The 22,729-nt window shown below is 64.5% G+C and carries 23 protein-coding genes; 15 read left to right on the top strand and 8 right to left on the bottom strand.

Annotation, left to right across the window (positions count from 1 at the left end; translation table 11 throughout):
- Nucleotides 1-9 precede the first annotated feature (9 nt).
- Both moaD and V2B31_RS01955 read left to right on the top strand, forming a co-directional pair.
- Nucleotides 10-267, top strand: coding sequence for a molybdopterin converting factor subunit 1 (gene moaD, locus V2B31_RS01960; protein WP_328274785.1), 258 nt, complete (start codon nucleotides 10-12; stop codon nucleotides 265-267).
- On the top strand, nucleotides 264-713 hold the full coding sequence (locus V2B31_RS01955) for a molybdenum cofactor biosynthesis protein MoaE (RefSeq protein WP_328274783.1): 450 nt from the start codon (nucleotides 264-266) through the stop codon (nucleotides 711-713). Before moaD ends, V2B31_RS01955 begins: the two co-directional genes overlap by 4 nt.
- 92 nt (nucleotides 714-805) lie before the next feature.
- Here the strand turns inward: V2B31_RS01955 and V2B31_RS01950 are convergent, their stop codons facing one another.
- Both V2B31_RS01950 and V2B31_RS01945 read right to left on the bottom strand, forming a co-directional pair.
- Nucleotides 806-1,735 (bottom strand): hydrogen peroxide-inducible genes activator, encoded by a 930-nt coding sequence (locus V2B31_RS01950; RefSeq protein WP_328274781.1) that lies wholly within the window; start codon nucleotides 1,733-1,735, stop codon nucleotides 806-808.
- 39 nt (nucleotides 1,736-1,774) lie between these two features.
- Complete coding sequence (locus V2B31_RS01945; RefSeq protein WP_328274779.1) at nucleotides 1,775-2,548, bottom strand: sulfite exporter TauE/SafE family protein; 774 nt, start codon at nucleotides 2,546-2,548, stop codon at nucleotides 1,775-1,777.
- A 172-nt stretch (nucleotides 2,549-2,720) separates the two neighbouring features.
- Here V2B31_RS01945 and epsC point away from each other — a divergent pair, with 172 nt between their 5' ends.
- Genes epsC through V2B31_RS01930 form a run of 3 tightly spaced genes read left to right on the top strand, consistent with a single transcriptional unit; the run spans nucleotide 2,721 to nucleotide 4,161 of the window.
- Complete coding sequence (gene epsC, locus V2B31_RS01940; RefSeq protein WP_328274777.1) at nucleotides 2,721-3,434, top strand: serine O-acetyltransferase EpsC; 714 nt, start codon at nucleotides 2,721-2,723, stop codon at nucleotides 3,432-3,434.
- A complete protein-coding gene (locus V2B31_RS01935; RefSeq protein WP_328274775.1) occupies nucleotides 3,434-3,781 on the top strand; it encodes a DUF2794 domain-containing protein in 348 nt (115 codons plus the stop codon). The genes epsC and V2B31_RS01935 overlap by 1 nt, the downstream gene beginning before the upstream one ends.
- A gap of 20 nt (nucleotides 3,782-3,801) precedes the next feature.
- The gene (locus V2B31_RS01930; RefSeq protein WP_328274773.1) at nucleotides 3,802-4,161 is read left to right on the top strand and encodes a YciI family protein; all 360 of its coding nucleotides are present in this window, start codon (nucleotides 3,802-3,804) and stop codon (nucleotides 4,159-4,161) included.
- Between the two features lie 12 nt (nucleotides 4,162-4,173).
- Here the strand turns inward: V2B31_RS01930 and V2B31_RS01925 are convergent, their stop codons facing one another.
- Both V2B31_RS01925 and V2B31_RS01920 read right to left on the bottom strand, forming a co-directional pair.
- A complete protein-coding gene (locus tag V2B31_RS01925; RefSeq protein ID WP_328274771.1) occupies nucleotides 4,174-4,848 on the bottom strand; it encodes a glutathione S-transferase family protein in 675 nt (224 codons plus the stop codon).
- Nucleotides 4,849-4,904: 56 nt separating this feature from the next.
- Nucleotides 4,905-5,792, bottom strand: a complete 888-nt coding sequence (locus tag V2B31_RS01920) for a LysR family transcriptional regulator (protein ID WP_328274769.1) — start codon at nucleotides 5,790-5,792, stop codon at nucleotides 4,905-4,907.
- A gap of 88 nt (nucleotides 5,793-5,880) precedes the next feature.
- On the opposite strand from V2B31_RS01920, the gene V2B31_RS01915 reads away from it, so the two are divergent.
- The 8 genes from V2B31_RS01915 to V2B31_RS01880 all read left to right on the top strand — a co-directional run bounded on the left by V2B31_RS01915 (nucleotide 5,881) and on the right by V2B31_RS01880 (nucleotide 14,007).
- Nucleotides 5,881-6,591 carry a CoA transferase subunit A gene (locus V2B31_RS01915; protein ID WP_328274767.1) on the top strand — a complete coding sequence of 237 codons (711 nt, stop codon included), beginning with the start codon at nucleotides 5,881-5,883 and terminating at the stop codon, nucleotides 6,589-6,591.
- Between the two features lie 69 nt (nucleotides 6,592-6,660).
- Entirely contained in the window at nucleotides 6,661-7,296 is a 636-nt protein-coding gene (locus V2B31_RS01910; protein ID WP_328274765.1) for a CoA transferase subunit B, read from the top strand.
- Nucleotides 7,297-7,307: 11 nt separating this feature from the next.
- A complete protein-coding gene (locus V2B31_RS01905) occupies nucleotides 7,308-7,748 on the top strand; it encodes an HIT family protein (protein WP_328274763.1) in 441 nt (146 codons plus the stop codon).
- A 42-nt stretch (nucleotides 7,749-7,790) separates the two neighbouring features.
- Nucleotides 7,791-9,086 carry a glycosyltransferase family 4 protein gene (locus V2B31_RS01900; protein ID WP_328274761.1) on the top strand — a complete coding sequence of 432 codons (1,296 nt, stop codon included), beginning with the start codon at nucleotides 7,791-7,793 and terminating at the stop codon, nucleotides 9,084-9,086.
- Nucleotides 9,087-9,183: 97 nt separating this feature from the next.
- Nucleotides 9,184-10,674: a capsular polysaccharide export protein, LipB/KpsS family gene (locus V2B31_RS01895; protein ID WP_328274759.1), complete on the top strand. Its 1,491-nt coding sequence runs from the start codon at nucleotides 9,184-9,186 to the stop codon at nucleotides 10,672-10,674.
- Nucleotides 10,667-11,944, top strand: coding sequence for a capsule biosynthesis protein (locus tag V2B31_RS01890; protein WP_328274757.1), 1,278 nt, complete (start codon nucleotides 10,667-10,669; stop codon nucleotides 11,942-11,944). Before V2B31_RS01895 ends, V2B31_RS01890 begins: the two co-directional genes overlap by 8 nt.
- A gap of 42 nt (nucleotides 11,945-11,986) precedes the next feature.
- The gene (locus V2B31_RS01885) at nucleotides 11,987-12,691 is read left to right on the top strand and encodes an ABC transporter ATP-binding protein (protein ID WP_328274755.1); all 705 of its coding nucleotides are present in this window, start codon (nucleotides 11,987-11,989) and stop codon (nucleotides 12,689-12,691) included.
- Between the two features lie 209 nt (nucleotides 12,692-12,900).
- Complete coding sequence (locus tag V2B31_RS01880; protein ID WP_328274752.1) at nucleotides 12,901-14,007, top strand: WcbI family polysaccharide biosynthesis putative acetyltransferase; 1,107 nt, start codon at nucleotides 12,901-12,903, stop codon at nucleotides 14,005-14,007.
- Between the two features lie 30 nt (nucleotides 14,008-14,037).
- Here the strand turns inward: V2B31_RS01880 and V2B31_RS01875 are convergent, their stop codons facing one another.
- Both V2B31_RS01875 and V2B31_RS01870 read right to left on the bottom strand, forming a co-directional pair.
- A complete protein-coding gene (locus V2B31_RS01875) occupies nucleotides 14,038-15,270 on the bottom strand; it encodes a hypothetical protein (RefSeq protein ID WP_328274750.1) in 1,233 nt (410 codons plus the stop codon).
- Nucleotides 15,270-16,328: a polysaccharide pyruvyl transferase family protein gene (locus tag V2B31_RS01870; protein WP_328274748.1), complete on the bottom strand. Its 1,059-nt coding sequence runs from the start codon at nucleotides 16,326-16,328 to the stop codon at nucleotides 15,270-15,272. Before V2B31_RS01870 ends, V2B31_RS01875 begins: the two co-directional genes overlap by 1 nt.
- A gap of 180 nt (nucleotides 16,329-16,508) precedes the next feature.
- Here V2B31_RS01870 and V2B31_RS01865 point away from each other — a divergent pair, with 180 nt between their 5' ends.
- On the top strand, nucleotides 16,509-17,306 hold the full coding sequence (locus V2B31_RS01865) for an aminoglycoside phosphotransferase family protein (protein ID WP_328274746.1): 798 nt from the start codon (nucleotides 16,509-16,511) through the stop codon (nucleotides 17,304-17,306).
- 54 nt (nucleotides 17,307-17,360) lie between these two features.
- Here the strand turns inward: V2B31_RS01865 and V2B31_RS01860 are convergent, their stop codons facing one another.
- The gene (locus V2B31_RS01860; RefSeq protein WP_328274744.1) at nucleotides 17,361-20,069 is read right to left on the bottom strand and encodes a glycosyltransferase family 4 protein; all 2,709 of its coding nucleotides are present in this window, start codon (nucleotides 20,067-20,069) and stop codon (nucleotides 17,361-17,363) included.
- A 171-nt stretch (nucleotides 20,070-20,240) separates the two neighbouring features.
- Entirely contained in the window at nucleotides 20,241-21,227 is a 987-nt protein-coding gene (locus V2B31_RS01855; RefSeq protein WP_328274742.1) for a polysaccharide pyruvyl transferase family protein, read from the bottom strand.
- Nucleotides 21,228-21,476: 249 nt separating this feature from the next.
- On the opposite strand from V2B31_RS01855, the gene V2B31_RS01850 reads away from it, so the two are divergent.
- Nucleotides 21,477-22,712: a glycosyltransferase family 4 protein gene (locus V2B31_RS01850; RefSeq protein ID WP_328274740.1), complete on the top strand. Its 1,236-nt coding sequence runs from the start codon at nucleotides 21,477-21,479 to the stop codon at nucleotides 22,710-22,712.
- Nucleotides 22,713-22,729: the final 17 nt, after the last annotated feature.

The raw sequence follows: 22,729 nt of genomic DNA, 5'->3' as shown, positions 1-22,729 counted from the left end.
TTGAACGGGATGGGGCTGACGGTCGTCTATTTCGCCTGGGTCCGCGAAGGCGTTGGCCGCGACGAGGAGCAGGTCGAGCGACCGGCGGCGGGCGCGACAGTCGCGGACTTGATCGCCATGCTGGCGGCGCGGGGCGGGGGCTATGCCGAAGCGCTGGGCGATCCGGCGCGGCTGCGCGCGGCGATCGACCAGCATTTCGTGCCGCTCGACACGGCGATCGGCAACGCGCGCGAAGTCGCGATCTTTCCGCCGGTGACGGGCGGATGAGGCGGGTTTCGATCCAGGCGGAGGATTTCGATGTCGCGGCCGAACTGGCGGCGCTGGAGGCGCTGGGCGGCGGCGGGGTGGCGAGCTTCACCGGCGTGGTGAGGGGCGAAGGCGGGCTCATCGCGCTGGAGCTGGAGCAATATCCGGCGATGACGCAGGCGCAGGTCGAGCGGATCGTCGAGGAGGCGTGGGGTCGCTGGCCGCTGCTGGGTGTCAGCGTGATCCACCGCTTCGGACGGCTGGAGCCGGGCGCGCGGATCGTGTTCGTCGGCACAGCGTCGCGCCATCGCACGGCGGCGCTGGAAAGCTGCGCTTTCCTGATCGACTGGCTGAAATCGCAAGCGCCCTTCTGGAAGAAGGAATATTTCGGGGACGGCGCGACAGCCTGGGTCGAGGCGCGGGCCGAGGATGAGGCGAGGGCGCGGGGCTGGGGCGACGTTTGCTGATTTTCGCGAGGTCGCTTTCACCCTCACCCAGCTTCGACTAGGCAGCGCGCTGCCAAGTCTGCGCATCCCTCTCCCATCAAGGGGAAGGGCAGTTAGGCCGCTTCGGGCAATCGGCAACTGGTTTCCGCCGCGTCGCGCAAGATGCCGGCGAGCAGGCGGAATTCCTTTTCGCGCGGGCTGTTGCGGCGCCAGACGAGGGCGATCTCGCGGGAGGCGCGGTCGGATTCGACCGGGCGGGCGGTAATGCTGGTATGTTCCAATATGCCGCCGGCGATCGCCATTTCGGGGATCATGGTGACCCCAAGGCCATTGTCGACCATCTGCACGAGCGTGTGGAGCGAGGTGCCCATCATCGTCGTGCTGGCGCGCAGATCGGGGCGGTTGCAGGCGGCGAGCGCATGATCCTTGAGGCAATGGCCGTCCTCCAGCAGGAGCAGCTTGCTTTCGTCGATCATGCCGGGTTCGATCCAGTCGGGCGGGTTGCTGGGTTCGTCGCGGGGGAAGGCGACGTAGAGCCGGTCCTGGAACAGGATTTCGCTGTCCAGTTCGCCCATGGGGAAGGGCAAAGCCAGCAGCACGCAGTCGACATGGCCGTGGCGCAGCGATTCGATGGCGGCCTGGCTGGTTTCCTCACGCAGATAGAGTTTGAGTTCGGGCCGCTCGGCGCGCAGCCGGGGGAGCAAGCGGGGCAGGAGGAAGGGGGCGATGGTCGGGATCACGCTCATCCGCAACTCGCCGGTCAGCGGCTTGTTGGAGGCTTCGGCGATGGCGGCGAGTTCCTCCGCCTCGCGCAGGACGCGATGCGCCTTTTCCACGATTCGGTCGCCGAGAGCGGTGAAGCGGACGACGCGCCGGGTGCGCTCGACCAGAGTGACGCCGATCAGCGATTCCAGTTCGCGGATGCCGGCGGACAGAGTCGACTGTGTGACGAAACAGCTATCCGCCGCCTTGCCGAAATGGCCCTGCTCCTTTAGCGCCACCAGATATTGGAGCTGCTTGAGCGTCGGCAAATAGCTGGACATTTATCGGCTTCCTCGATCAGAAAGCCGAATATAAGCGCCTTAGCCAATATATCCAAGATATTTGGCGACGCCGAAGACGGAGGTCACGGTCAGGATCACGCCCACCGCTGAGAAGAGGATGCGCGGTGCGACATGCCGCGCGAGCATCGCCCCGAGCGGCGCGGCGATCACGCCGCCGATCAGCAGCCCGATCGTGTAGGTGGTGAAATTCTGCCACCCAAGATGAATGAGGAAGGTCAGGCTGACGGCGCTGGTCAGCACGAATTCGACCGTGTTGACCGTGCCAATGGTGTGGCGCGGGCTCGACCCCTGGAGCAGCAGGTTGGAGGTGACGATCGGTCCCCAGCCGCCGCCGCCGGTCGCGTCCATGAAACCGCCGACCAGGCCGAGCGGCGCGACCCATTTGGGATCGCGCTGCTTGGGCGGCAGATGAAAGCCGCGCCAGATGAGGTAAATGCCGATCAGCGCGAGATAGGTGAGGATGAAGGGTTTGAGGACGCTGCTGTCGATGTTGGACAAGAGGTAAGCGCCAGTGACGCCGCCGATGACGCCGGGGATGATGAGCTTGGCGAACAGCCGCCAGTCGACATTGCGGTGCAGGATATGGCTGATGGCCGAGACGCCGGTCGTGCAGGTTTCGGCCAGATGGACGCTGGCCGAAGCGCGACTGGGGGGAACGCCCATCGTCAGCAGCAGCGTGCTGGAGATCACGCCATAGGCCATGCCGAGCGCGCCATCGATCATCTGCGCGCCGAAACCGATCAGGATGAAGGGCCAGATGTCGCCGAAATGGGCGACGAGCGTGTCGATCATGCGATACCCTTCATGTGCATTGTCTAGCGCCATGATTGGAATAACTGAGGTCGCCAAGCAAGTTTCTGTTTCGCCCCGCGAAGCGCAATTAGCCCGCCGTCTGGAAAATGCGGAGCGTTCCCACTATATGCGGGCGCACACAAGAGAATATCCGTTGGTCAGGGACGTCGGGATGGTGCGCAGCCTCATTGCCTATCTGGATTCGATCAAGGCGCGCGATCCGGCGCCGCGGTCGCGCGCGGAAGTCCTGCTTTACCCTGGCGTCTGGTCACTCGCTTTTCATCGCGTGGCGCATCGGCTATATCGCGCGCAGTTGTTCTTCCTCGCGCGGGCAGTCAATCATGTCTCGCGCTTCCTGACCGGCAACGACATTCATCCGGGCGCGAAGATCGGCAAGCGCTTCTTCATCGACCATGGTTTTACCGTGATCGGCGAGACCGCCGAGATCGGTGACGATGTGACGCTTTATCAGAATGTGACTTTGGGCGGGACCGATCCGGCCAATGGCATTGCGGGCAAGCGGCATCCGACCCTGCGCGACGGGGTGATCGTCGGGTCGGGCGCGCAGGTGCTGGGGCCGATCGAGGTCGGCGCGCGCGCGCGGGTCGGCGCGAATGCCGTGGTGACCAAGGATGTGGCGGAGGGCGCGACGATGGTCGGCATCCCGGCGCGGCCGATGCTGGTCGATGTGACCGCCTATCAGCGCGACTTCATGCCCTATGGCACGCCATGCACCGATTGCTTCGATCCCGAAAAGCACAAGATCGAACAGTTGCAGGCCGAGGTCGAGCAATTGCAGCGGCGGCTGGCGGCGCTGCTGGCCGAACGCGAGCAGATGCCGGCGCAGCCTGAACTCGCTCTGGTTCAGGAGCGCGGCCGGGCCTGATGACCAATGTGACGCCGTTTCCGCATTCGGCGGCGGCTGGCGCCGGCCAGGTCGGCTTCGACCGGCTGGAATTGCAGAAGATCATGGACCTCTATGGCCGGATGGTGTCGGCTGGGCACTGGCGCGACTATGCGATGGACATAGGGCGGGAGGCCGCGATTTTCAGCGCCTTCCGCCGGTCGGCCGAGCGGCCGGAATATCGGATCGAGAAGCGCCCGGCGCTGCGCCACCGCCAGGGCATGTGGGCGCTGGTCGGCGAGAGCGGACAGGTGCTGAAGCGCGGACAGGAATTGCAGGGAGTGCTCGCCCCGGTCGAGCGCAAGCTGCTGCGGATCGTCGAGGATTAGGGCGGCAAGGGAGCCGGGTCATGCGCGTGATGGTGCTGGTGAAGGCGACGAGAGACAGCGAAGCCGGCTTTGCGCCGTCGCCCGAAAGCGAAGCGATGATGGCGGCGATGGGCCGCTATAATGACGCCCTGCGGGACGCCGGCATCTTCGTGATGGCGGACGGGCTCCAGCCATCGTCGGCGGGCAAACGGATCGCGTTTGATGGTGAGGCGCGCAGCGTGATCGACGGGCCGTTCGACCACCCGAACGAGCTGGTCGCGGGCTTCTGGATATGGGAGGTCAGGGACATGGCAGAGGCGGTCGCCTGGGCGAAGCGCTGTCCCAATCCGATGCCGGGGCCAAGCGAGATCGAGATACGGCCCTTTTACGATTTTGGCTGAGCCGGCGGCGTTTCAGACCGTCTGCGGCGGTCCCTCGAAACGGTCGATCACCCAATCCTCCGCCTGCGCGCCGCCGATCCATTCCTGCATCCAGGGATGGGCGATGATCGCGCGCATATAGGCTTCGGCGAAGCGAGCAACGGGAAGCTGATAGGTGATGAAGCGGGTGACGACCGGCGCGAACATGATGTCGGCCGCGCCGAACTCCCCGAACAGAAATTCGCCGCCGCTGCCGTAGCGGGCGCGGGCCTGCGCCCAGAGCACCATGATCCGTCCGATATCCTGCGCCGCCGCTTCGGACGGCGGGACGGCCGGGAAGATTTGCCGGATGTTCATGCTATGCTCGCGGCGAAGCGCGGCGAAGCTGCTGTGCATCTCCGCCGCCATCGACCGGGCCATGGCGCGCGCTGCCGGATCGGCGGGCCAGAAAAGGCTGCCGCCGCTTTTCTCATGGAGATATTCGACGATGGCGAGGCTGTCCCACACGACGATATCGTCGCCATCCCACAGGATCGGCACCTTGCCCGAGGACGGGGCGAACTCGTCGCCCTCGCGCCGTTTCTCCCATGCCTCATCATAAAGGGGGACGACGACCTCCTCGAAGGGCAAGCCCGAGAGCTTGCACGCCAGCCAGCCGCGCAGCGACCAGCTGGAATAGGCCTTGTTGCCGATAAAAAGCTTCATCATGGCGCGCCTTGTAAACGGGGCCGCCGGGGCAAGTCGAGAGGCGCGGCGGGCAAAATTCAGTCGGGTGACTGTCCTGGATCGATCTGGAGGTCGGCGGTGCGGCGGAACAGTTCGAGCACCAGCGGCTCCTGCTCGCGGGCGCGGATCGCGGCCTCGAAATGGAGCACCCGTTCCGGGCGGGGCAGGATTTCGACGAGGCGCCCCGAGGCGATCGCCGCGCGGACCATGGTTTCGGGCAGCAGCGCGGCGCCGCCGCCATCCGCGACGATGCCGATCAACGTCCGCACATTGTTGCAGCTGTTGATCGATCGCGGGGCGACGCCTTGCCGCGCCAGATCGTCGCGCATCGCGGCATGGATGGGTGAGGGGTCGGGCAACGACCAGACCGGAAGGGGGTGCGCGAAGCCGCCGGCCGCCGCCACTCGCCGCCCCGCGACCCACGCGAGGCTGACCGAACCGATCGGCTGGGTGCGGATATTGGGACTGGCGACCGGGCCGGCGAGAAAGACGAGGTCGCGCGCGCCGCCGAGCAATTGCTGGAGCATCCGGGCGGTGAGGTCCAGCTCCACCTCCATCGATACGCCGGGCAGGTCGCGCTCGACCGCCTGGATGAAGGCGGGGAGGCAGCTGGCGGCGGCGATCTCGCCCGATCCGATGCGGATCATGCCGCTCGCGCCTGCAAAGTCGCTGACTTCGAGCAATGTCTGCTCAAGGCCGGTCCAGAGCGGCTCGCACGCCTCGATCAGCAGGCGACCCCGCGCCGTCAGCACCATGCGGCGGCCTTCGCGGCGGAACAGGCTGACGCCCAGTTGATCCTCGACTTCGCGGACGCGGGCGGAAATGGCGGGCTGCGTGGTGTTGAGCCGCTCGGCCGCCGCCTGGAAGGTGCCGAGCCGGGCGATCCAGGTCAGCGTTTCGAAATGATAGAGGGCGATGCGTTTCATAGGAGATGCTTATCATAAATGATAAAAAACAATCGCTATTCCTGATCCTATTTCGGCTTTAGCGTGGGGCCAAGAAGGAGAGACGCGGATGGCGAACAAGCTCTACCCCGATGCGCAGGCGGCGCTCGATGGCATATTGAAGGACGGGATGCTGATCGCGGCAGGCGGCTTTGGCCTGTGCGGCATCCCTGAGCGGCTGCTCGACGCGGTGCGCGACAGCGGGGTCAAGGATCTGACCTTCGCCTCCAACAATGCCGGTATCGACAATGAAGGCATCGGCAAGCTGCTGCGGACCCGGCAGGTGCGCAAGATGATCTCCTCCTATGTCGGCGAAAACAAAGAGTTCGAGCGACAATATCTGGCGGGCGAGCTGGAAGTAGAGTTTTGTCCGCAAGGGACGCTGGCCGAGAGGATGCGGGCCGGCGGGGCGGGGATCCCAGGCTTCTACACCAAGACCGGAGTCGGCACGCAGGTGGCAGAGGGCAAGGAAGTCAAGACGTTCGACGGGCAGGATTATATATTGGAGCGGGGCATCTTCGCGGACCTGAGCCTGGTCAAGGCGTGGAAGGCGGACGAGAGCGGCAATATCGTCTTCCGCAAGACCGCGCGGAACTTCAACGTGCCGGCCGCGACCTGCGGCAAGATCTGCGTGGTCGAGGTGGAGGAAGTAGTGCCGGTGGGCACGCTCGATCCCGATGCGATCCATCTGCCGGGCGTCTATGTGCAGCGGATGATCGTCGGCGCGCCTTATGAGAAGAAGATCGAGTTCCGCACCGTGAGGCAGCGGGAAGCGGCGTGAAGCGCGGCTTCAACGATCTGTTTCCGACGGACAAAAGCCGGGCGGCGCCCGCGCAAGGAGAGAAGTGACATGCCCTGGACTCGTGACGAGATGGCCGCGCGGGCGGCGAAGGAATTGCAGGATGGCTTCTATGTGAACCTCGGCATCGGCATCCCGACGCTGGTGGCGAACCATATCCCCGCTGGGGTCGAGGTGACGCTCCAGTCGGAGAACGGGATGCTGGGCATCGGGCCTTTCCCCTATGAGGGGGAGGAAGACCCCGACCTTATCAACGCGGGCAAGCAGACGATCAGCGAACTGCCGCAATCGGCCTATTTCAGCTCGGCCGACAGCTTCGCGATGATCCGCGGCGGGCATATCGACCTCACCGTGCTGGGCGCGATGGAAGTGGCGGAAAATGGCGACATCGCCAACTGGATGATCCCCGGCAAGATGATCAAGGGCATGGGCGGCGCGATGGACCTGGTCGCCGGCGTCAAGAAGATCATCGTCGTGATGGAGCATAATGCCAAGGATGGCAGCCCCAAGTTCATCCCGGCCTGCACCCTGCCGCTGACGGGCAAGAATGTGGTCGACATGATCGTCACCGACATCGCCGTGTTCCAGCGACCCGACCATGCCAGCCCGTTCCGGCTGATCGAGACCGCTCCGGGCGTGACGGCCGACGAAGTGGCTGCTAAGACGACCGCCCATTATCTGAGCTAAAAGGGCGGTGCATGAGCCTCGACGGCACATATGACGAGGGCAATGTCTTCGCCCTCATTCTGGCTGGCAAGATTCCCTCGACCCGGCTCTATGAGGATGCCCACACGCTCTCCTTCCTCGACATCATGCCGCAGACGCGGGGGCATGCGCTCGTCATTTCCAAATGGTCGAAGGCGCGCAACCTGCTGGAGATCGAGGACGAGGCGCTGGCGCAGGTGATGGCGACGACCAGGAAGGTCGCCACCGCGATCCGGCGGGCGCTGAACCCCGACGGCATCCAGATCGCGCAGTATAATGGCGCACCGGCCGGGCAGACGATCTTCCATCTGCATGTCCATATCCTTCCGCGCTGGGAGGGTGACCCCAAGGGGTTCGTCGCGCATGGGCAGGGCGGCATGGCCGATGCCGCCGCGCTCCAGGCGCTGGCCGACGAGATACGCGCGCATTTCTGATGCCCCTTTCCTTTGCCGCCGGGCTGTGGGACAGGGGTTGAAATGGCTTTGCGTCCCTTCCAAGCACCCGGCGCGCGGCTGGCGCTGAAAACCAAGCGCGCAAGCCCGCAATTTCAGGGCGACCGGGGCGAAAGCGAAGTCATATTGGACGTGTCGAGGCTGCTGTCGCGCAGCTTCCATCCCGCTCCGACCGGGATCGACCGGGTCGAATATATCTATGCCCGCGAACTGCTGGAGCGGATGCCCGACCGGCTCTGCTTCGCGGCGGTGCATCCGGCAGGCGGCTATTATGGGCGGCTGAGCACTGCCGCCGTCCGCCAGTTCCTGGCCTTCACCGCCGCCAAATGGCGCAGCGCACAGACGACCCAGGCGGGGGAGGGAAAGGCGGCGGTGATCCGCCATATGTTCGCCACGCGCCCGCGCCCGGTTCCGCGCGCGACGCGGCCGCGCGTCTATCTTCAGGTGTCGCCCCACCATCTCGACAATCATGAGCAGGTCGGCGCGATATTGCGGGCGGAGGGCGCGCGGTTCGTGACGCTGGTGCACGACGTCATCCCCTTGAGCCACCCTGAATATGCGCGGCCGCAAGGCGCGGCGGAGCATCGCCAGCGGGTGCGGACGATCGACAGTTTCGCGCAGGGGATCATCGGCAACAGCCAGACCACGATCGACGCGCTGGCGCCGCATTTGCGGCGCGGGCTGGAGGGCCGGGCGGTCCGGGTCGCGCATTTCGGAGCGGACGCGCCCGACATTTTCGGCACAAAGGGGGAGGACATCCCCGAACGCCCCTATTTCGTCTATATTTCGACCATCGAACCGCGGAAGAACCATCTGCTGTTGCTCAATCTGTGGCGGCGGCTGGTCGAGCGGCTGGGCGATGCCGCGCCGGTGCTGGTGCTGATCGGGCGGCGCGGCTGGGAGAATGAGAATGTCATCGACATGCTCGACCGGGCGGAGGCGCTGCGCGGCCATGTGATTGAGGCAGGCGAAGTATCCGACAACCGGATGCAGGCGCTGGTCGCCCATGCGCGCGCGATGCTGATGCCCTCCTTCGCCGAGGGTTTCGGGATGCCCGTGGTGGAGGCGCTGGCGGCGGGCGTGCCGGTGATTTGCAGCGACATTTCCGCCCATCGAGAGGTCGGCGGCGATGCGCCCGATTATCTCGATCCGCTCGACGGGCTTGGCTGGATGCGACTGATCGAAGCCTATAGCCGGCCCGATGGGCCGGAGCGGGCAGCGCAGATCCGGCGGATCGCCGGCTGGCGCGCGCCGACTTGGCGCGATTATTTCGATATCGTCACCGATTTGATTGAAGAAGTGACAGCGTCTGTTCCTTGACCTGCCTGCACGATCGCCACAAGGGAAAAGGGGCAGCGGAGGACGTGACAATGGCTGGTGATGTCCAGCGCGAAAAGGTCGGGGCGGCGGGTTGACCATGGCCCCGCTGCCTTTCCTGCGGTCTCCGCCCTTTCCCGGTATCGCCCCGGCGGTCGCGGCGATCAGCCTGCCGCTGGAGGACGGGGCCGACCCCGCCGCTGTCGACGACGCGCTGATCGACCGGATCGCGCGCGAGCGGGTGGGGGGCGCTTTCTGGGCTGAGACCGATCCGTGGACGATTGCGGCCGGCGCGCCAAGCGTGCGGGCTGGGGCTGACGAGGAACTGGCGTGGGTGGCGGCGCTCATGGGCGTGCCGGTCATCGGCCCTGACGATGCGCCGATCGATCCCGCATTGTTGCGCGACGGGCTGCGCGCACGGCTCGCGGTGGCGCGCTATCGCGATTGCTTCACTAGCGCGCCGGTCGATGCGGCGCAGGCGGTGGCGCAGCTGGCCGAGTGGCGGCGACATCTGGACGGGAATCGCGGCATTGCGGCGGCAAGCGGCATGGCCTTCTGGAAGCGGGAGGCGATGCGCCATTTCCTGTGGGACGGGCGGCGGAGCCCGCCCTTTGGTCCAGCGGCGCGTGGCCTGCGGCAGGCAGCGCAATCGGCCGGCGCGCTCGCCATCTGGCCCTCGCGCGTGCCCGCCGATCTGACACAGGAAGCCGCCGAGCGGGGCGTGCCGATCACGCGGGTCGAGGACGGCTTCATCCGCTCCCAGGGGCTGGGGGCAGCGCTCCATCCGCCGGGTTCGGTGGTGGTGGACCGCAGCGGCATCTATTATGACGCGCGCAGCCCGAGCGACCTGGAAACGTTGCTCGCGACAGCGGACTTCCCGGCGGAACTGGTCGAGCGGGCGCGCCGGTTGCGGGCGCGCCTCTGCGCCACGGGGGTCACCAAATATGGGCGCGAGGCCGGGCGGATGATCGGTCTGCCGCAGGGGCGGCGCACTGTGCTTGCAGTGGGCCAAGTCGAGGATGATCTGTCGGTGCTGATGGGCGGCGCGGGCGTCGCCGGCAACCTCGATTTCCTGACGCGCGTGCGGCGGGCCGAGCCGGACGCCTGGATCGTCTATCGCCCGCATCCCGACGTGCAGGCGGGCCACCGCAAGGGGCATCTGCCCGACGCGACGGTGCTGGCCCATGCCGACGCGATCGACAGCGGATCGCCGCTGATGGCGCTGGTGCAGGCGGTGGACGAGGTGCATGTCCTGTCCTCGCTCACCGGCTTCGAGGCGCTGATGCGCGATCGGCCGGTGACCGTCCATGGCATGCCTTTCTATGCCGACTGGGGGTTGACCCGAGACCTGGCTGCGACGACCGGACGGCGTGGCCGTGCATTAACCCTGGATCAGCTTGTAGCGGGCGCGCTCATTCTCTATCCTCGCTATATCGATCCGGTGACGCGGCTGCCCTGCGGCCCGGAACTGATGGTGGACCGCATGGCAGCAGGATCGACGCCGCCGGTGACATGGCTCATCCGGTTGCGGATGCTGCAAGGGAAGCTACGCCGTTTGATGACCCTGGCCGCCGAGTATCTGCATGGCTGACGCGCCTGCCAAGACATTCCTGTTCCTTCAGGGACCGCATGGTCCCTATTTCGCGATGCTGGCTGATGCCCTGCGGGCGCGTGGGCACCGGGCGCTGCGGATCAACATCAATGGCGGCGACAAGCTCGACTGGCCGGGGGAAGGCGCGACCGACTATCGCGGCAGCTTCCGCAACTGGCCGCTCTTCTTCGACGATTTCATCGTCAACCATGGCGTCACCGACCTCATCCTCTATGGCGACTGCCGGCCCTACCACACGTCGGCGCACGGCATGGCGCGGCTGCGCGACCTGCATGTGCATGTGATGGAGGAAGGCTATATCAGGCCCGATTTCCTGACGTTGCAGGATGACGGCGTGAACGGCAATTCCACGCTGCCGTTGAACCCGCAATTTTACTGGGAGCAGGCAGCGGGCCTGCCGGATCAGGACGAGCCGCTGCCGCCGGTGCCCTCCACCTTTCGCGCCCGCGCCCGCAACACGATGCGCAACGGCCTCGCCTCTGCGCTGATGCGGCCGCTTTTCCCTTTCTATCGCACCCATCGGCCGCACAGTTTCATCATGGAATCGGTTGCCTGGATGTGGAAGCTGGTGCGGCGGCAGCGGGATTTGCGCTTTGCGCTCGCCGAATGGGACCGGCTCGCGGGGCGGCCCTTTTTCGCGCTGCCGCTCCAGCTCAATTCCGACTATCAGATTCGCGTCCATTCGCCCTTCGGCAATATGCGCGCTGCGCTGCGCTTCGTCATCAAGAGCTTCGCGCGCCACGCGCCGCGCGAGGTCGCTCTGGTCGTAAAGCGGCACCCGCTCGATCCGGGGCTGGTCGCCTGGGAAAGGCTGACGCGGCGGCTCGCCCGGCATTATGGGGTGGAGGATCGGGTCATCTACCTTGCCGACTGGGACATTGCCGAGGTGGTGGCGAAGTCGCTGGGCGTCGTGACGGTCAACAGCACGGTCGGCACGCTGGCGCTCAACAGCGGCAAGGCGGTGCAGGTGCTGGGGCACGCCGTCTACAAGGTTGCAGGCATCGTGGACACGGGCGGCCTCGACCGCTTCTGGTCCGCGCCGACGCCGCCGGACATGGCGCTTTATTCCGCGTTCCGCCGGGTGCTGGTGGACAAATGCCTGATCCGGGGCGGGCTGCTGTCCGACGAGGGGCTGGAGATGCTGGTTCGGAACGCGGCGGATCGGTTGCTGGCTTTGCGGCCGATTGCGTCGGTCGTGCCGCTGGTGCCTGATCCCTCACGGTTGAGGGCGCATCATGACGCCGCCTGACCACTGCTTGCAAACGAACACCGCTGCTCTAGGTTGCCGGCGATGATTCGGTTCGAAAATGTCAGCAAGGTCTATGAGGGACGCGGGCTGCACAATCTCGTCCTGTTCGACCTGAATTTCACCATCCCCAAGGGGATCAGCCTTGGTATTTGCGGCGCCAACGGCGCGGGCAAGTCCACGCTGATGCGGTTGATGGCTGGCGCGGAATCGCCGACGACGGGGCGGGTGACACGCACCATGTCCACCTCGTGGCCGCTCGGCTATACCAGCGCCTTCCAATCGAGCCTGAGCGGCGCGGACAATACGCGCTTCATCGCCCGGATTTATGGGAAGGATGTCAAGGAGCTTCAGGAGTTCGTTCAGGATTTCGCGGAACTCGGGCCGTATTTCCGGCAGCCGATCAATACCTATTCGGCGGGCATGGTCGCCCGGCTGGCGTTCGCCATATCGCTGGCGATCCGGTTTGAATGCTATCTGATCGACGAAATCACGGCGGCAGGCGACGAGCGGTTCAGGGTGAAATCGGAAAGCGCTTTGCAGGAAAGGCGGGCTGAATCCACGCTCATCATGACCAGCCATGCGCCTGAAACCCTGCGCGCTTATTGCGAATATGGCGCCGTGCTCTTCAACGGTTCGCTGACATTTTACGACACCATCGACGAAGCGATCAACGTCCACCTCTATTATCAACATGCCTCACGGCATGATCGCGCGGTCGCTGGCATGAGCGACTCTGAACAAGCCTGACGGCTTTCCTGCCGACGTAAAGCCCCGTTTTCCGGATGACGAACCATCCGGCATGGACTATGGGCATCTCAGGAAGGTGTCAAAACCATGACAGGGTGAGGCGTGCGGATTGGTTTGCGGGGTGGTTGGTCGATCAATTCCAGCGACGCGATGTGCTGGCCGCTTCGGATACGGAGGCGTGCCGCCGCATGGGTACATATGGCTGATGGATGATGAATGTGATGAACGAAGAACAAAATTCCTTGGAAGACGAAACTGCCGAGCCGTCCTTCACCATCCACGATATCATCTGGGCGTCGCGCTATTATCTTGGGCATGAGTTGAAGGATGCGAACATCTCGCCGGATCTCCTCGCGGATTGCGAAACGCCCCAGGATTTGCGCGACCGTTTCTATGGCGAAGCGTTGCGCCGCAGATGGCCGATCACCGCGCCGATGGCCGCCAAGTTCACCATGTATCGGCCGGGGGCCAAGCGCATCCTGGTGCTGGGCAACTGCCAAGGCCCGAATCTTGCCCGCGCCTTGAGCGCTACCACGGACGCATCTGTTTTCGGCGTGGAAGTGATGCTCTATCCCCAGGATCCCGATTATTTCGAGGAAGCCATAGACGGCGCGGACCTGATCGTCGCGCCGCGGCTGGGCGAGGATTGGGGCAGCATCGGCACGCAGGCGTTGCTGGCGCGGCGCCCGAACGATGTCGTCACTTATTCGCTGCTCTATTTTGACGGCCTGCACCCCGATATGACCTATTGGGGGTTGCGGCAGGATCGTGTGCAATCTCCCTTCGGCGATTATCACTCCAAGATCATCTTGCGGTCCTTCTTCAAGGGCTATTCGGTCGAACGCTGCCTTCAAGAATTCAACGAGGATGTCTTTGGCGAACTCGGCTTCTGGGATCAGGCGGAAAAGTCGCTAGCGGAAATGCGCGCGCGTGAGGTAGACACCGACATACGCTGCGCCGATTTTCTGGAATCGGCTATGCTCAGGGAGCCCTGCTTCCATACCATGAACCACCCGCGTCAGACGATGTTCACGCAACTGGCCTTCGCGGTGTGCGAGCACTTCGGGCTGAAGACTTTCGGCACGCCGCTGTTCGGCTATAATGCGCTGTCAGGCGATGTGATCTGGCCGGTATATCGCGAGATCGCCGAGCGGCATCGCTGCGCGTTCATGGACGACCAGCGTTACTGGCGCGCATCGCATGTGATGACACGCGAGGAATTTGTGTGGCGCTGCTATAAAATTTATGGCGCGGCCGACCGCGACGTGTTCTGGGACATGGCGCCGGCCAACCATCAGGCGACTCTGAAGATCTGACAGGGGCCGGCAGCGCGGTCGGTGTTCGGCTCAGACGAGGCGGAACATCACGGCCGCGGCAGCGACGACCGCAAGGATCAACGCTGCGCCGCCCGCCAGCCATGCAGCCCGTTCCCAGCTGAAGCTGGAATTGCCATGGCCGTGCTGCAGCGCCAGTTCCGCACGCGCCTTGTCCAGCGCGGCCGAGGTCATTTGCTGCTTGAGCTTCATATTCTCGTAAAGATGGCTCAGCAATCGACGTTCGGAAACGTAGAAGGCGTCGAAATTGGGAAGCAGTTCGATAGCGCGCCGGATCGACAGAAGGGCTTCCTCGCGCTGGTTGGAAATCTCTTCAAACCAGGCTTGGGCCGCCCAGCCATGGGGGTTGGCGTGGTCGCGATTGACGACGGTCGCCATAAAGGTCGCGGCTGCCTTGGGATTGCCGCCTTCGCTTACCGCCTGGCAGTAGGTGATCCCCGTCGGAATGCGATTCTCCAGATCATAGGACCGCTTCAGCAACGCCTCAGCAGTCCGGAAATGCCGAGCCCGAAGCGCAGCATTTCCCAATGTGTACAACGCCGTGGGGGACTGTTTCCGGTTCTGCCGATAGTGAAGATTGGCATCAAATTCCTGATTCTCTGCGAGCGCCGCCATCAAGGCCAGGATCGTGCCGCTTTCTTCGAGCGAAAAGCGGGTGGGGATGCCGGCATGAGGCAGGCGGAACGTCCTTGCTCGCGGGAATCTCGCGGAAGCAGCATGATGATTAGCCACCTCCGCCGCATCGGCAGGATCATATAGCAGGCTGATATCGGCTTGCACTGGCCCCGACAAAGTGCAGTCAAGCGCCATGTTGGGGGACAAAGCGACGATCCTGATGCGCTCGAACGGCGCGAAGAGGCGAAGCGCCGCCGTAGCTGCGTCTTCCGATCCCAACACGATCCGGCTGGCATAGGCCGGTAAAGCGTCACTGATCTTTGCGAGGGTGATCGAATTCAGGTCCGTATAGCCGATGCTCGCGACCTGCTTGATCGCCACCACGTCGAACCCGGCGACGGTGAGCTGCTGCTCCAGATAGCCGAACCCGTTCACGTCGGACAGCCATGGCGGCGCAAATGTAATTGCCAGGCGCGAACTCTGCTCGGCAGAACTACGGATATATTCGATCAGGCTCGATCCATTCTGGAACAGGATCGAGCGGCTGTGCTGCTGCGTCGCTATCTTGACCTTGCTCCCGGACCGGTTGGGGGCAAGCAATTGCTGCGCTATGATCTTGTTGGCAGACATCACGCCGCCTTCGCTTTGGTCCGCTCGCTGTCTTCGCGGCGCAGGGCGGCGACGTCGTGCTGGAACTGGATGCCGGTAATCGCCGGATGCTGCCAGATCGTCTCGCCCGGCCGGGCGACGACTGGCGTGCCCTTGACGGGGAAGGCGTTCATCAATGCTTCCTCATCGATGGTGACCGGCTTCCAGTGGCGGTCGATCGCCGCCATGACTGCGGCCCAGTCGCTTTCTTGGTTCCGGGGCTGGACATACATGGGCAGGCGCGTGCGGCCAATGCCCGTGTAAAGATCGCGAATGCGCAGATCGAGCCATTCCGCGCCAAGCGGCTCGACGCGAAAGCCGCTGCCCGGCTCCGTCCCCTGAGGGGCGAAATAGAGGCAGGGGATGCCGTAGCTTTCGGCGACCACCATGCCGTGAAGGCTGGTCGAGACGATACGCTTGCACGAGAGGATTTCGTCGGTCTTGTCCTTCAATCCTTCCGCGTCGATCCGGGTCAGGGTGTTGATGATGCGGATCTTGCCGCGATACGCTTCGGGGATGCCGGCGCGTACCACATGCTCGGCGGCGCCTGCGTCCAGGGTACGACCATCGAGTTCGGACAGATGGAGGATGACGCCCAGTTCGTGCGTTTTCTCGACTTCGGGCCGGTAGAAGCGGGGGAGCAGCCACACCGGGTCGCCGAACGCCGTCTCCGGCCCTCCGCCCAGAAGCTTCTTGGACCAGCGGCCGCGCGTTGCCGTCACCGTGACCTTCGTGCCGGGCGAGAATTGGAAGGGCACTCGGTCTGCCTCGGGCGCGCCGGGATTCTTCCATTTGGAGCTGCCGGTGCCCCAGAAGAAGATGGTGCCATCGTCGAAGCCATGGCCGATCGTGCCGACCGCGCCCAGCCGCACCGAGCGGGATTTGGTGGGCACGCGCCGGATCGGCAGACCCGACATGAGAGCGACCATCACGGGGCTGAGCGCGTCACCCCAGTTCAGATAGTCCATATCGGTGGTGGCTCCCGCCCAGGACAAAGGAATAGCGCCTTCCTGATCGACGACCTGCTGCAGTTCGTTCAAAACCTTGTCTCCATGCCCTTGCTGACGCCATGCGCCACGTTCGCGAATACTGCACGTCTTCGGCGGGGATCGCCCCGCGCCAGCCATAAGCGAGAAAAATGGGCAAAGCTAGAGCGGTTGCCGGGTCGCTGGGTCGGGAATCCGCTTGCCGTCCGGCGGCGGCGCGCGCATCAGCGGCCTATGGCGGAACTTCCGGCGCGCGAGACGTGGACAAAGGCGGGGGAGGGCGCCAGCGCCGAGGTATGGGCGATCGACGAGGCGCGGGTCTTGAAGCTGTTTCGGGCCGGCGTGAACGATGTTCCCGTCGCCCTGGAATATCAGGCGGGCGACTGGGCGGCGGATCAGGGCCTCCCTGTCCCAAGGCCGCTGGCCCGTGTCGTCGTGGATGACCGGGCAGGCATCGTCTTCCAGCGGGCCAGCGGCGCGGACATGCTGTCGGTCATCCGGCGCGTGCCCGGACGGATGTGGGCGCTGGTCGGGCAACTGGCGCGTCTGCACGCGCAGGTGCATGAAAAGCCCGGCAATGCTGCGCTGCCATGGCAGATCGACGTGCTGCGGCATCGGATCGTCCGGTCGAGGGCAGGGGCGGCGGCGATCGAGGCTGCGTTGCAGCGGATTGATGGACTCGAGACGGGCTCCTGCCTCGTCCATGGGGACTTCCATCCGGGCAACCTGCTGCTGTCGGACGCGGGAACGACGATCATCGATTGGGCGCAGGCGGCAGTCGGAACAGCCGCCGCCGATGTGGCGCGCACCGACATGCTGCTTCGGTTTGGCGGCGGTGGTGGCGGGGGCGTCCTTGCGGGCGCGATTACGGCGCGCTGGTATCGCCTTTGCTATGCGCGCCATTCGAGCCTGCGCAGCGCCGCGATCGATCCGTGGCGGCTGCCTGTTGCGGTGGCGTGGCACAGGGGGCAACTCGGCCCGATCGAGGCGCGGGTGGAGCGCTGGATCGCCGGACTCATGGCGCACAAATGACGATGGCGGCGCGCCCGATCGGGCGCGCCGCCTTTGCGTGGTCTTCCTGTGCTCTCAGCCAGCGATCGCGTCGAGCCTGTCCTGGTAGCGCTGGGCCAGCGCCTCCATCGAGTAGCGCGCCGACACCAGATCATAGCCCGCCTTCGCGCGGCGCTCCGCTTCGGCCGGATCCTGCCGCACCTTCTGCATGGTCCGCGCCAGCGCATCGACATCGATATCCGCCCAGGCCGCGCCGACGGCATCATAGACGAAGTCGCCCGGCGCGATCGGCACCAGCTTGGATTCGACCGGGAAGCTCGTCTCCTCGGTGCAGAAATCCTCCGTTCCGCTGTGGTTGGTCGTGATGACCGGCCGCGACAGCAGCATTGCGTAGGCGGGAAGATAGCCAAACCCTTCCGAACGGTGCGCGCTGATGAGCGCGTCCGCCATCTGGATGGTGCCCAGATATTTGGGGAAGGGCATACGCTCATTGATGAGCAGGATGCGCGGATCGGCGTCCGCCGCCGCCAGCACCTTCGATATCTGGCCAGTCCTGTCGCCCGGATGGGCGAAGATGCCGGTGGTCTTGACCACTAGCCGGACATTGGGATCGTTGACGAAGGCGCGGCTGAACGCCTCGACGACCGCCGCCGGATTCTTGCGCTCCACCCAGCTGTCGAGATCGAACGACGTGACGAAGATGAAATCATCCTTGTGGATGCCGTAGATCGACCGATCGACATGCTCGACCGGGCCAAGGTCGATGCCCTTGCCGACGACATGGACGTTGCCGAAGCCGGCGTTGCGATACACGCCCTGCAAATAGGTGGTGGGAACCCATAGTTCGTCCATCAGCACCGCGCCGCCGCGATGCTGTTCCGGCATGACGGACGATTCCCACAGGGCAAAGCCGATCCGATAGCTGTTGGGCCGGCTGTGCGTGCTGTAGCGCGAAACGAGCGCGGGGATTTCGTCGCAATTGAGATGGTAGATTTCGACGGGGCGGCCGAACCGCCGTCCTGCGTCGGTGATGGGAGGGATCACCAGGTCAAGGTCGCTATCGACGGTTTCCACATCGACGCCGATGCTGTCGAGCGCAGCCATCGTCATCCGCATGTTGGTGCCGAGGCCCGATGTGGACCGGGCGCGACCGATCACGCGAACCGGATAGCTTTCCCGCGGTTGAGGGGCCGGCAGCCAGTCGAAGCTCTCGCGCAATGCCGCTATGTCGGCCGCCAATGGCTCGTCAGCCCCCGTGAAATAGGTCGTTTCGCGCTGGCCCAGATTCGCCATTACGAGGATTTCAAAGGGCGAGATCGCGATGGTCGGGCCGATCGGCTGAGTCATCCAGTCCAATATCGCCTGGCCGACGAACAGCCGCCGCGCTTCATTTTCGAGGCCCAACAGCAGCAGGTCGAATGCGTAAGCGCAGCGCGCGGCGGCATTGTTGCCACCATAACGCCGCTGATAGCCGGCATCGTCGTTCAGCAGCCGGGTCATGAAGCCGGTCGGTTTGGGGAAGGGATCCTGCTCGTCCCATGACTCGGGCGAGGTGGCGAATTCGCGCACGATCGAATCCGGCACCAGGCTGATCGGCAGATTATTGTCGATCATCACCGAGGTGATGTACCGCCACATCAGGTTGATGAAATCATGCTGGCGGTTGAAGTGGATCGGGATGCTCTCGCCCAGCGTCGCCACCATCGACCGCGCCACGGGCGACGTGGCAAGCTGCGCCGGCAGCGCGCGCGCGCCCAACCACTGGGTCAGATAGGGCGGCAGCGGCGGCGCGCTGCCGCGGAAGAAGCTGTTGCTATCCTTGACGAAGCGTTTGAACAATTCGACATATTCGAGCGGGTTGGTGGGCAGGCGACCACGGAAGCTGCCGAATTTGGCGGCGAAGCTCTCGAAATAGGCGGCCTGGCGACCATCGCCGCTGCGGCCTTGCAGAATGGCGATTGAGGAGGAGGACACCGTGGGTTGCCGGTAGGCCTTGCCGCTCTGCCGCATCCGGATCAGCCGACCGAGCCGCGCGATCCCTTCATAATAGAGAAAGTCGTAATTGCGCAGAACCTGCGTCAGGACCGAAATCTTGCGGCGTTCGGCGGGCGTAGCGGTGGCCGACAGGCGCAGCAGTTCGACCACCGCGTCGTTGCGGGAGCCGGTGTTGCGAAAGCCGGAGAGCGGAACCGTAATCGGAGCGGCGCCGCGTTCATGATACCAGAAGGCGCCCTCATTGACCATGTCGATGTCGCAGCTGACGGCGTTGTACGGCATGTCCGCCGGCGATATCGCTATGGAGAAGGGCACTTCCTGGCCGGGCCGCACCGGGCGGAAGGCGAGGTGGCCGCGAAATTCGAAATTGGGGATGATGTTGCCGGCGGCGTCGCGGAAATTACGGATACCCAGCGCATGGGGCTGATCCCATGTCTCGATGTCGCGATTGATGATCCAGCCCGAGAGGGTGAACATATCGGAAAGCGCGCTTTCCTCGTCGCGGGGCTCGATGACGAGGTCATAGGCGCCGGCCTTGTCCATGACGGGCTTCTTGCGCGATGCGCGTCCACGCGCCCCCCGGCTGCCGACTTCTTCGGCCTGCGCGATATTGGGCGCACCGATCTCGCCGTCCTCCTCCGCTTCTTCATCGTCGAAAAGGTCGGTGTCGTCCCCGAAAAAGCCGGTTTCTTCCCCGAAGTCGCTCTTCAGCTCGGGCGCGGCGGACGAGAATGCCTCTTCATTCTCCTCCTCTCCCGGTTCCTGGTCGAGGAAGCCATAGGGCGACACGCTGTCGTCCGGGCCGGCGTTCGTCTCCGATGTGGGGGTTTGGGTCTCGAAATCGCGACCGCCAAATCTTTTCCTACCAATCACTGTTCACCCCCATGTGAGACATGTCAAACTGACCGCGGCGCGATTCTGCTGCAGTGCGACATAAAGGCCATCTGGCAGATCGGGCAATCAGAAATCTATAGCGGACCAGATGGCAGGATCAATGTCCCAGCGCGAGGCGGTCGGATCGACCGCCAGCGGGAGCGGGAAAGCGCGAAGCAGAGCATCGCCATCATATCCCTCCACCGGGCGCCAGCGCCGATCGACGAAGCGAATGATGCTGTTCCAGTCCGACTTGAGCAGACGATCCTGCAAATAAGCATTGATCGTCGTCCGCCCTAGCCCCGAATAGAAGTCGGCGATGCGGTGGTCGATCTTCGAATCCGGGTCATCGATCTCCAGCTGCGCGCCTTCCCCGTCGCCGACGCCGTAAGTGGCGAACCATGCGCAGGGGATGCCATAGGTCTCGCAAATGACCAGCCCATGGAGACTGGTCGAGACGATTCTGCGGCAGGATAATATTTCCGCGACCTTGTCACGCATCGCCTCGGGCGTGGCTTCGGAATAGGTGTTGATGATCTTGATCCGGCCGGCCCATTCTTCGGGAATGTCGTAGCGCACATAGTCGGGGCGGTAGCTGACGCCGGGGCGCTGCTCGGTCAATTCCGAAATGTGCAGGATCACGCCGAGGTCGTGCGTCTTTTCAACATCGTCGAGGGGCCAGATGCGGGGAAGCAGCCAGACCGGATCGCCGAAAATATCGGGCGCCTCGATTCCCGCGCTGCGGAAGGTCGCCGCGCTTCGGGGGCCGCGCGTCGCATAGACGTTGAATTCGGTATTGGGCGGCTTGAAATAAGGCGCGTCGCCCGTGACCGGGTTGCGCAGCGCGTCCACCCCCGTGCCCCAAAAGTGCAATATGCCGTTTTTCTGACCATGGCCGATGGTGCCCACCGCGACGACACGTTCGCTGGCTTCATCGAAATTGGCGCGAACGACGGGCATGCCGGCAAGCGAACTGACCATCACCGCGCTCAGCCCGTCACCGAAATTGGTATAGGGTTGTTCGGGGGTGGTGGCGACCCAGGACAGGGGCACGCGCAGTCGCGTACGGTTCATGCGGAGAAGGCGGTCGGTCTCGGGATTATTGGGCATTATCGCTTTCAACTATTGTTTGTTTTTTTGGCGCGGGCCAGTCGCGAACGCATAAATTAGTTCGATTCATGCCGCAATCCATTTGATCGGGGTGGCGATTTTGCGTTTTCGCTGCTGTGCAATAGGAAATGAATGTATCCGATCCTCGGCTTTGCCGGTCGTGACAAATGCGCGCCGCGCGCCTAGTCTTGCGCGCAAGATGAGCATCGGTGCATGACAGACGCGACGGCGCAGGGCGATCCGGATCGATCATTTGCGACATATTCGGAGATGGCGGCGGGCGCAGACGGCCCGCTCCCCTTTCCGGTCTGTGTCGACGGCCGTCTGCTTGACGCGAATTTCACCGGGGTTGGCCATTATGCTGCGCGGCTGGCGCAGACGCTTGCCCGCCATGGGGCGCCGCCGCTGCGGCTGGACGCAAGCCTGCCGGCGGCGGGAGCGACCCATGTCGGCGGCAAGCTGGCGCGCTACGCCAGGGCAGCGCGCGGCGGCGCGCGGCCGGTAGCGCCGCTGATATATGCTGGCGGGGCCTTTGCCGGTCGCCTGCTCGGGCGCGACCTTTATCGAGAGGCCTATCTTCACTTCAAGTTTCGCGGGCGGCTACTGCCGTTGCGCTGCGCCGGCCCGGCGGGCGTGATGCACTGGACCTACCCGCTGCCGCTCTACATGGAAGGGTGGCGCAATATCTACACGGTGCACGACCTCATCCCGATGGAGCGGCCCGATCTGTCGCCCGTCAAGGCGCGGCGGATGGCGCGCCTGCTGCGAAAGATCATGCCGCAGGCCGACCGGATCATCGCCATCAGCGATGTGGTGCGCGATCAGGTGATCGCGCGGTTCGGTTGCAGCCCCGATCATGTCACGACCTGCCATCAGGCGGTCGATCTCGACGCAACCAGCCCCTCGCTCATGCCCCGGCGCGACGGGCATTTCCTGTTTTGCGGGTCGATCGAACCGCGCAAGAATCTCGTGCGGCTGGCGGATGCCTATCGTCGCAGCGGCAGCCAGCGGCCCTTGCTGATCGTCGGACAGAATGGCTGGCGATCGGACGAGGTGCGCCGCGCGATCGGCGATGGGGGCGGCATCACCTTCGTCGCGCTACAGTCGCGCGAGGCGTTGACGGCGTTGATGCGGGAGGCGCGGGCGCTTCTCTTCCCGTCCCTGGCCGAAGGGTTCGGCCTTCCCGTCGCCGAAGCGATGGCGCTGGGGACGCCGGTGATGGCGTCCGATCTGCCGGCGCTGCGCGAAGTCGCAGGCGACGCAGCGCTGTTCGTCGATGCTCTCGACGAAAACGCGATGAGCCGTGCCATCGGGGCGTTGGACGCCGATGACGAACTGTGCGGACGGCTGGCAAGGCTTGGCGCGGCGAAGGCGGTCGCCTATCAATCCTCCAACTATTATGCGCGGCTGCACCGTATCTACAGCGATGTCGGGGCCGGACTGCGATAAGGCAGGGCGGGACAGGG

This window comes from Sphingobium sp., from assembly GCF_036170395.1.
Lineage (GTDB): Bacteria > Pseudomonadota > Alphaproteobacteria > Sphingomonadales > Sphingomonadaceae > Sphingobium.
This window is presented reverse-complemented; position numbering and strand designations above follow the sequence as displayed.

What these genes read in the sequence shown, in the direction of transcription:
- moaD (WP_328274785.1), top strand. Translation starts at nt 10, where the DNA reads ATGGGGCTGACGGTCGTCTATTTCGCCTGGGTCCGCGAAGGCGTTGGC.
- V2B31_RS01955 (WP_328274783.1), top strand. Translation starts at nt 264, where the DNA reads ATGAGGCGGGTTTCGATCCAGGCGGAGGATTTCGATGTCGCGGCCGAA.
- V2B31_RS01950 (WP_328274781.1), bottom strand. Translation starts at nt 1,735, where the DNA reads ATGTCCAGCTATTTGCCGACGCTCAAGCAGCTCCAATATCTGGTGGCG.
- V2B31_RS01945 (WP_328274779.1), bottom strand. Translation starts at nt 2,548, where the DNA reads ATGATCGACACGCTCGTCGCCCATTTCGGCGACATCTGGCCCTTCATC.
- epsC (WP_328274777.1), top strand. Translation starts at nt 2,721, where the DNA reads ATGGTGCGCAGCCTCATTGCCTATCTGGATTCGATCAAGGCGCGCGAT.
- V2B31_RS01935 (WP_328274775.1), top strand. Translation starts at nt 3,434, where the DNA reads ATGACCAATGTGACGCCGTTTCCGCATTCGGCGGCGGCTGGCGCCGGC.
- V2B31_RS01930 (WP_328274773.1), top strand. Translation starts at nt 3,802, where the DNA reads ATGCGCGTGATGGTGCTGGTGAAGGCGACGAGAGACAGCGAAGCCGGC.
- V2B31_RS01925 (WP_328274771.1), bottom strand. Translation starts at nt 4,848, where the DNA reads ATGATGAAGCTTTTTATCGGCAACAAGGCCTATTCCAGCTGGTCGCTG.
- V2B31_RS01920 (WP_328274769.1), bottom strand. Translation starts at nt 5,792, where the DNA reads ATGAAACGCATCGCCCTCTATCATTTCGAAACGCTGACCTGGATCGCC.
- V2B31_RS01915 (WP_328274767.1), top strand. Translation starts at nt 5,881, where the DNA reads ATGGCGAACAAGCTCTACCCCGATGCGCAGGCGGCGCTCGATGGCATA.
- V2B31_RS01910 (WP_328274765.1), top strand. Translation starts at nt 6,661, where the DNA reads ATGCCCTGGACTCGTGACGAGATGGCCGCGCGGGCGGCGAAGGAATTG.
- V2B31_RS01905 (WP_328274763.1), top strand. Translation starts at nt 7,308, where the DNA reads ATGAGCCTCGACGGCACATATGACGAGGGCAATGTCTTCGCCCTCATT.
- V2B31_RS01900 (WP_328274761.1), top strand. Translation starts at nt 7,791, where the DNA reads ATGGCTTTGCGTCCCTTCCAAGCACCCGGCGCGCGGCTGGCGCTGAAA.
- V2B31_RS01895 (WP_328274759.1), top strand. Translation starts at nt 9,184, where the DNA reads ATGGCCCCGCTGCCTTTCCTGCGGTCTCCGCCCTTTCCCGGTATCGCC.
- V2B31_RS01890 (WP_328274757.1), top strand. Translation starts at nt 10,667, where the DNA reads ATGGCTGACGCGCCTGCCAAGACATTCCTGTTCCTTCAGGGACCGCAT.
- V2B31_RS01885 (WP_328274755.1), top strand. Translation starts at nt 11,987, where the DNA reads ATGATTCGGTTCGAAAATGTCAGCAAGGTCTATGAGGGACGCGGGCTG.
- V2B31_RS01880 (WP_328274752.1), top strand. Translation starts at nt 12,901, where the DNA reads ATGATGAATGTGATGAACGAAGAACAAAATTCCTTGGAAGACGAAACT.
- V2B31_RS01875 (WP_328274750.1), bottom strand. Translation starts at nt 15,270, where the DNA reads ATGTCTGCCAACAAGATCATAGCGCAGCAATTGCTTGCCCCCAACCGG.
- V2B31_RS01865 (WP_328274746.1), top strand. Translation starts at nt 16,509, where the DNA reads ATGGCGGAACTTCCGGCGCGCGAGACGTGGACAAAGGCGGGGGAGGGC.
- V2B31_RS01855 (WP_328274742.1), bottom strand. Translation starts at nt 21,227, where the DNA reads ATGAACCGTACGCGACTGCGCGTGCCCCTGTCCTGGGTCGCCACCACC.
- V2B31_RS01850 (WP_328274740.1), top strand. Translation starts at nt 21,477, where the DNA reads ATGACAGACGCGACGGCGCAGGGCGATCCGGATCGATCATTTGCGACA.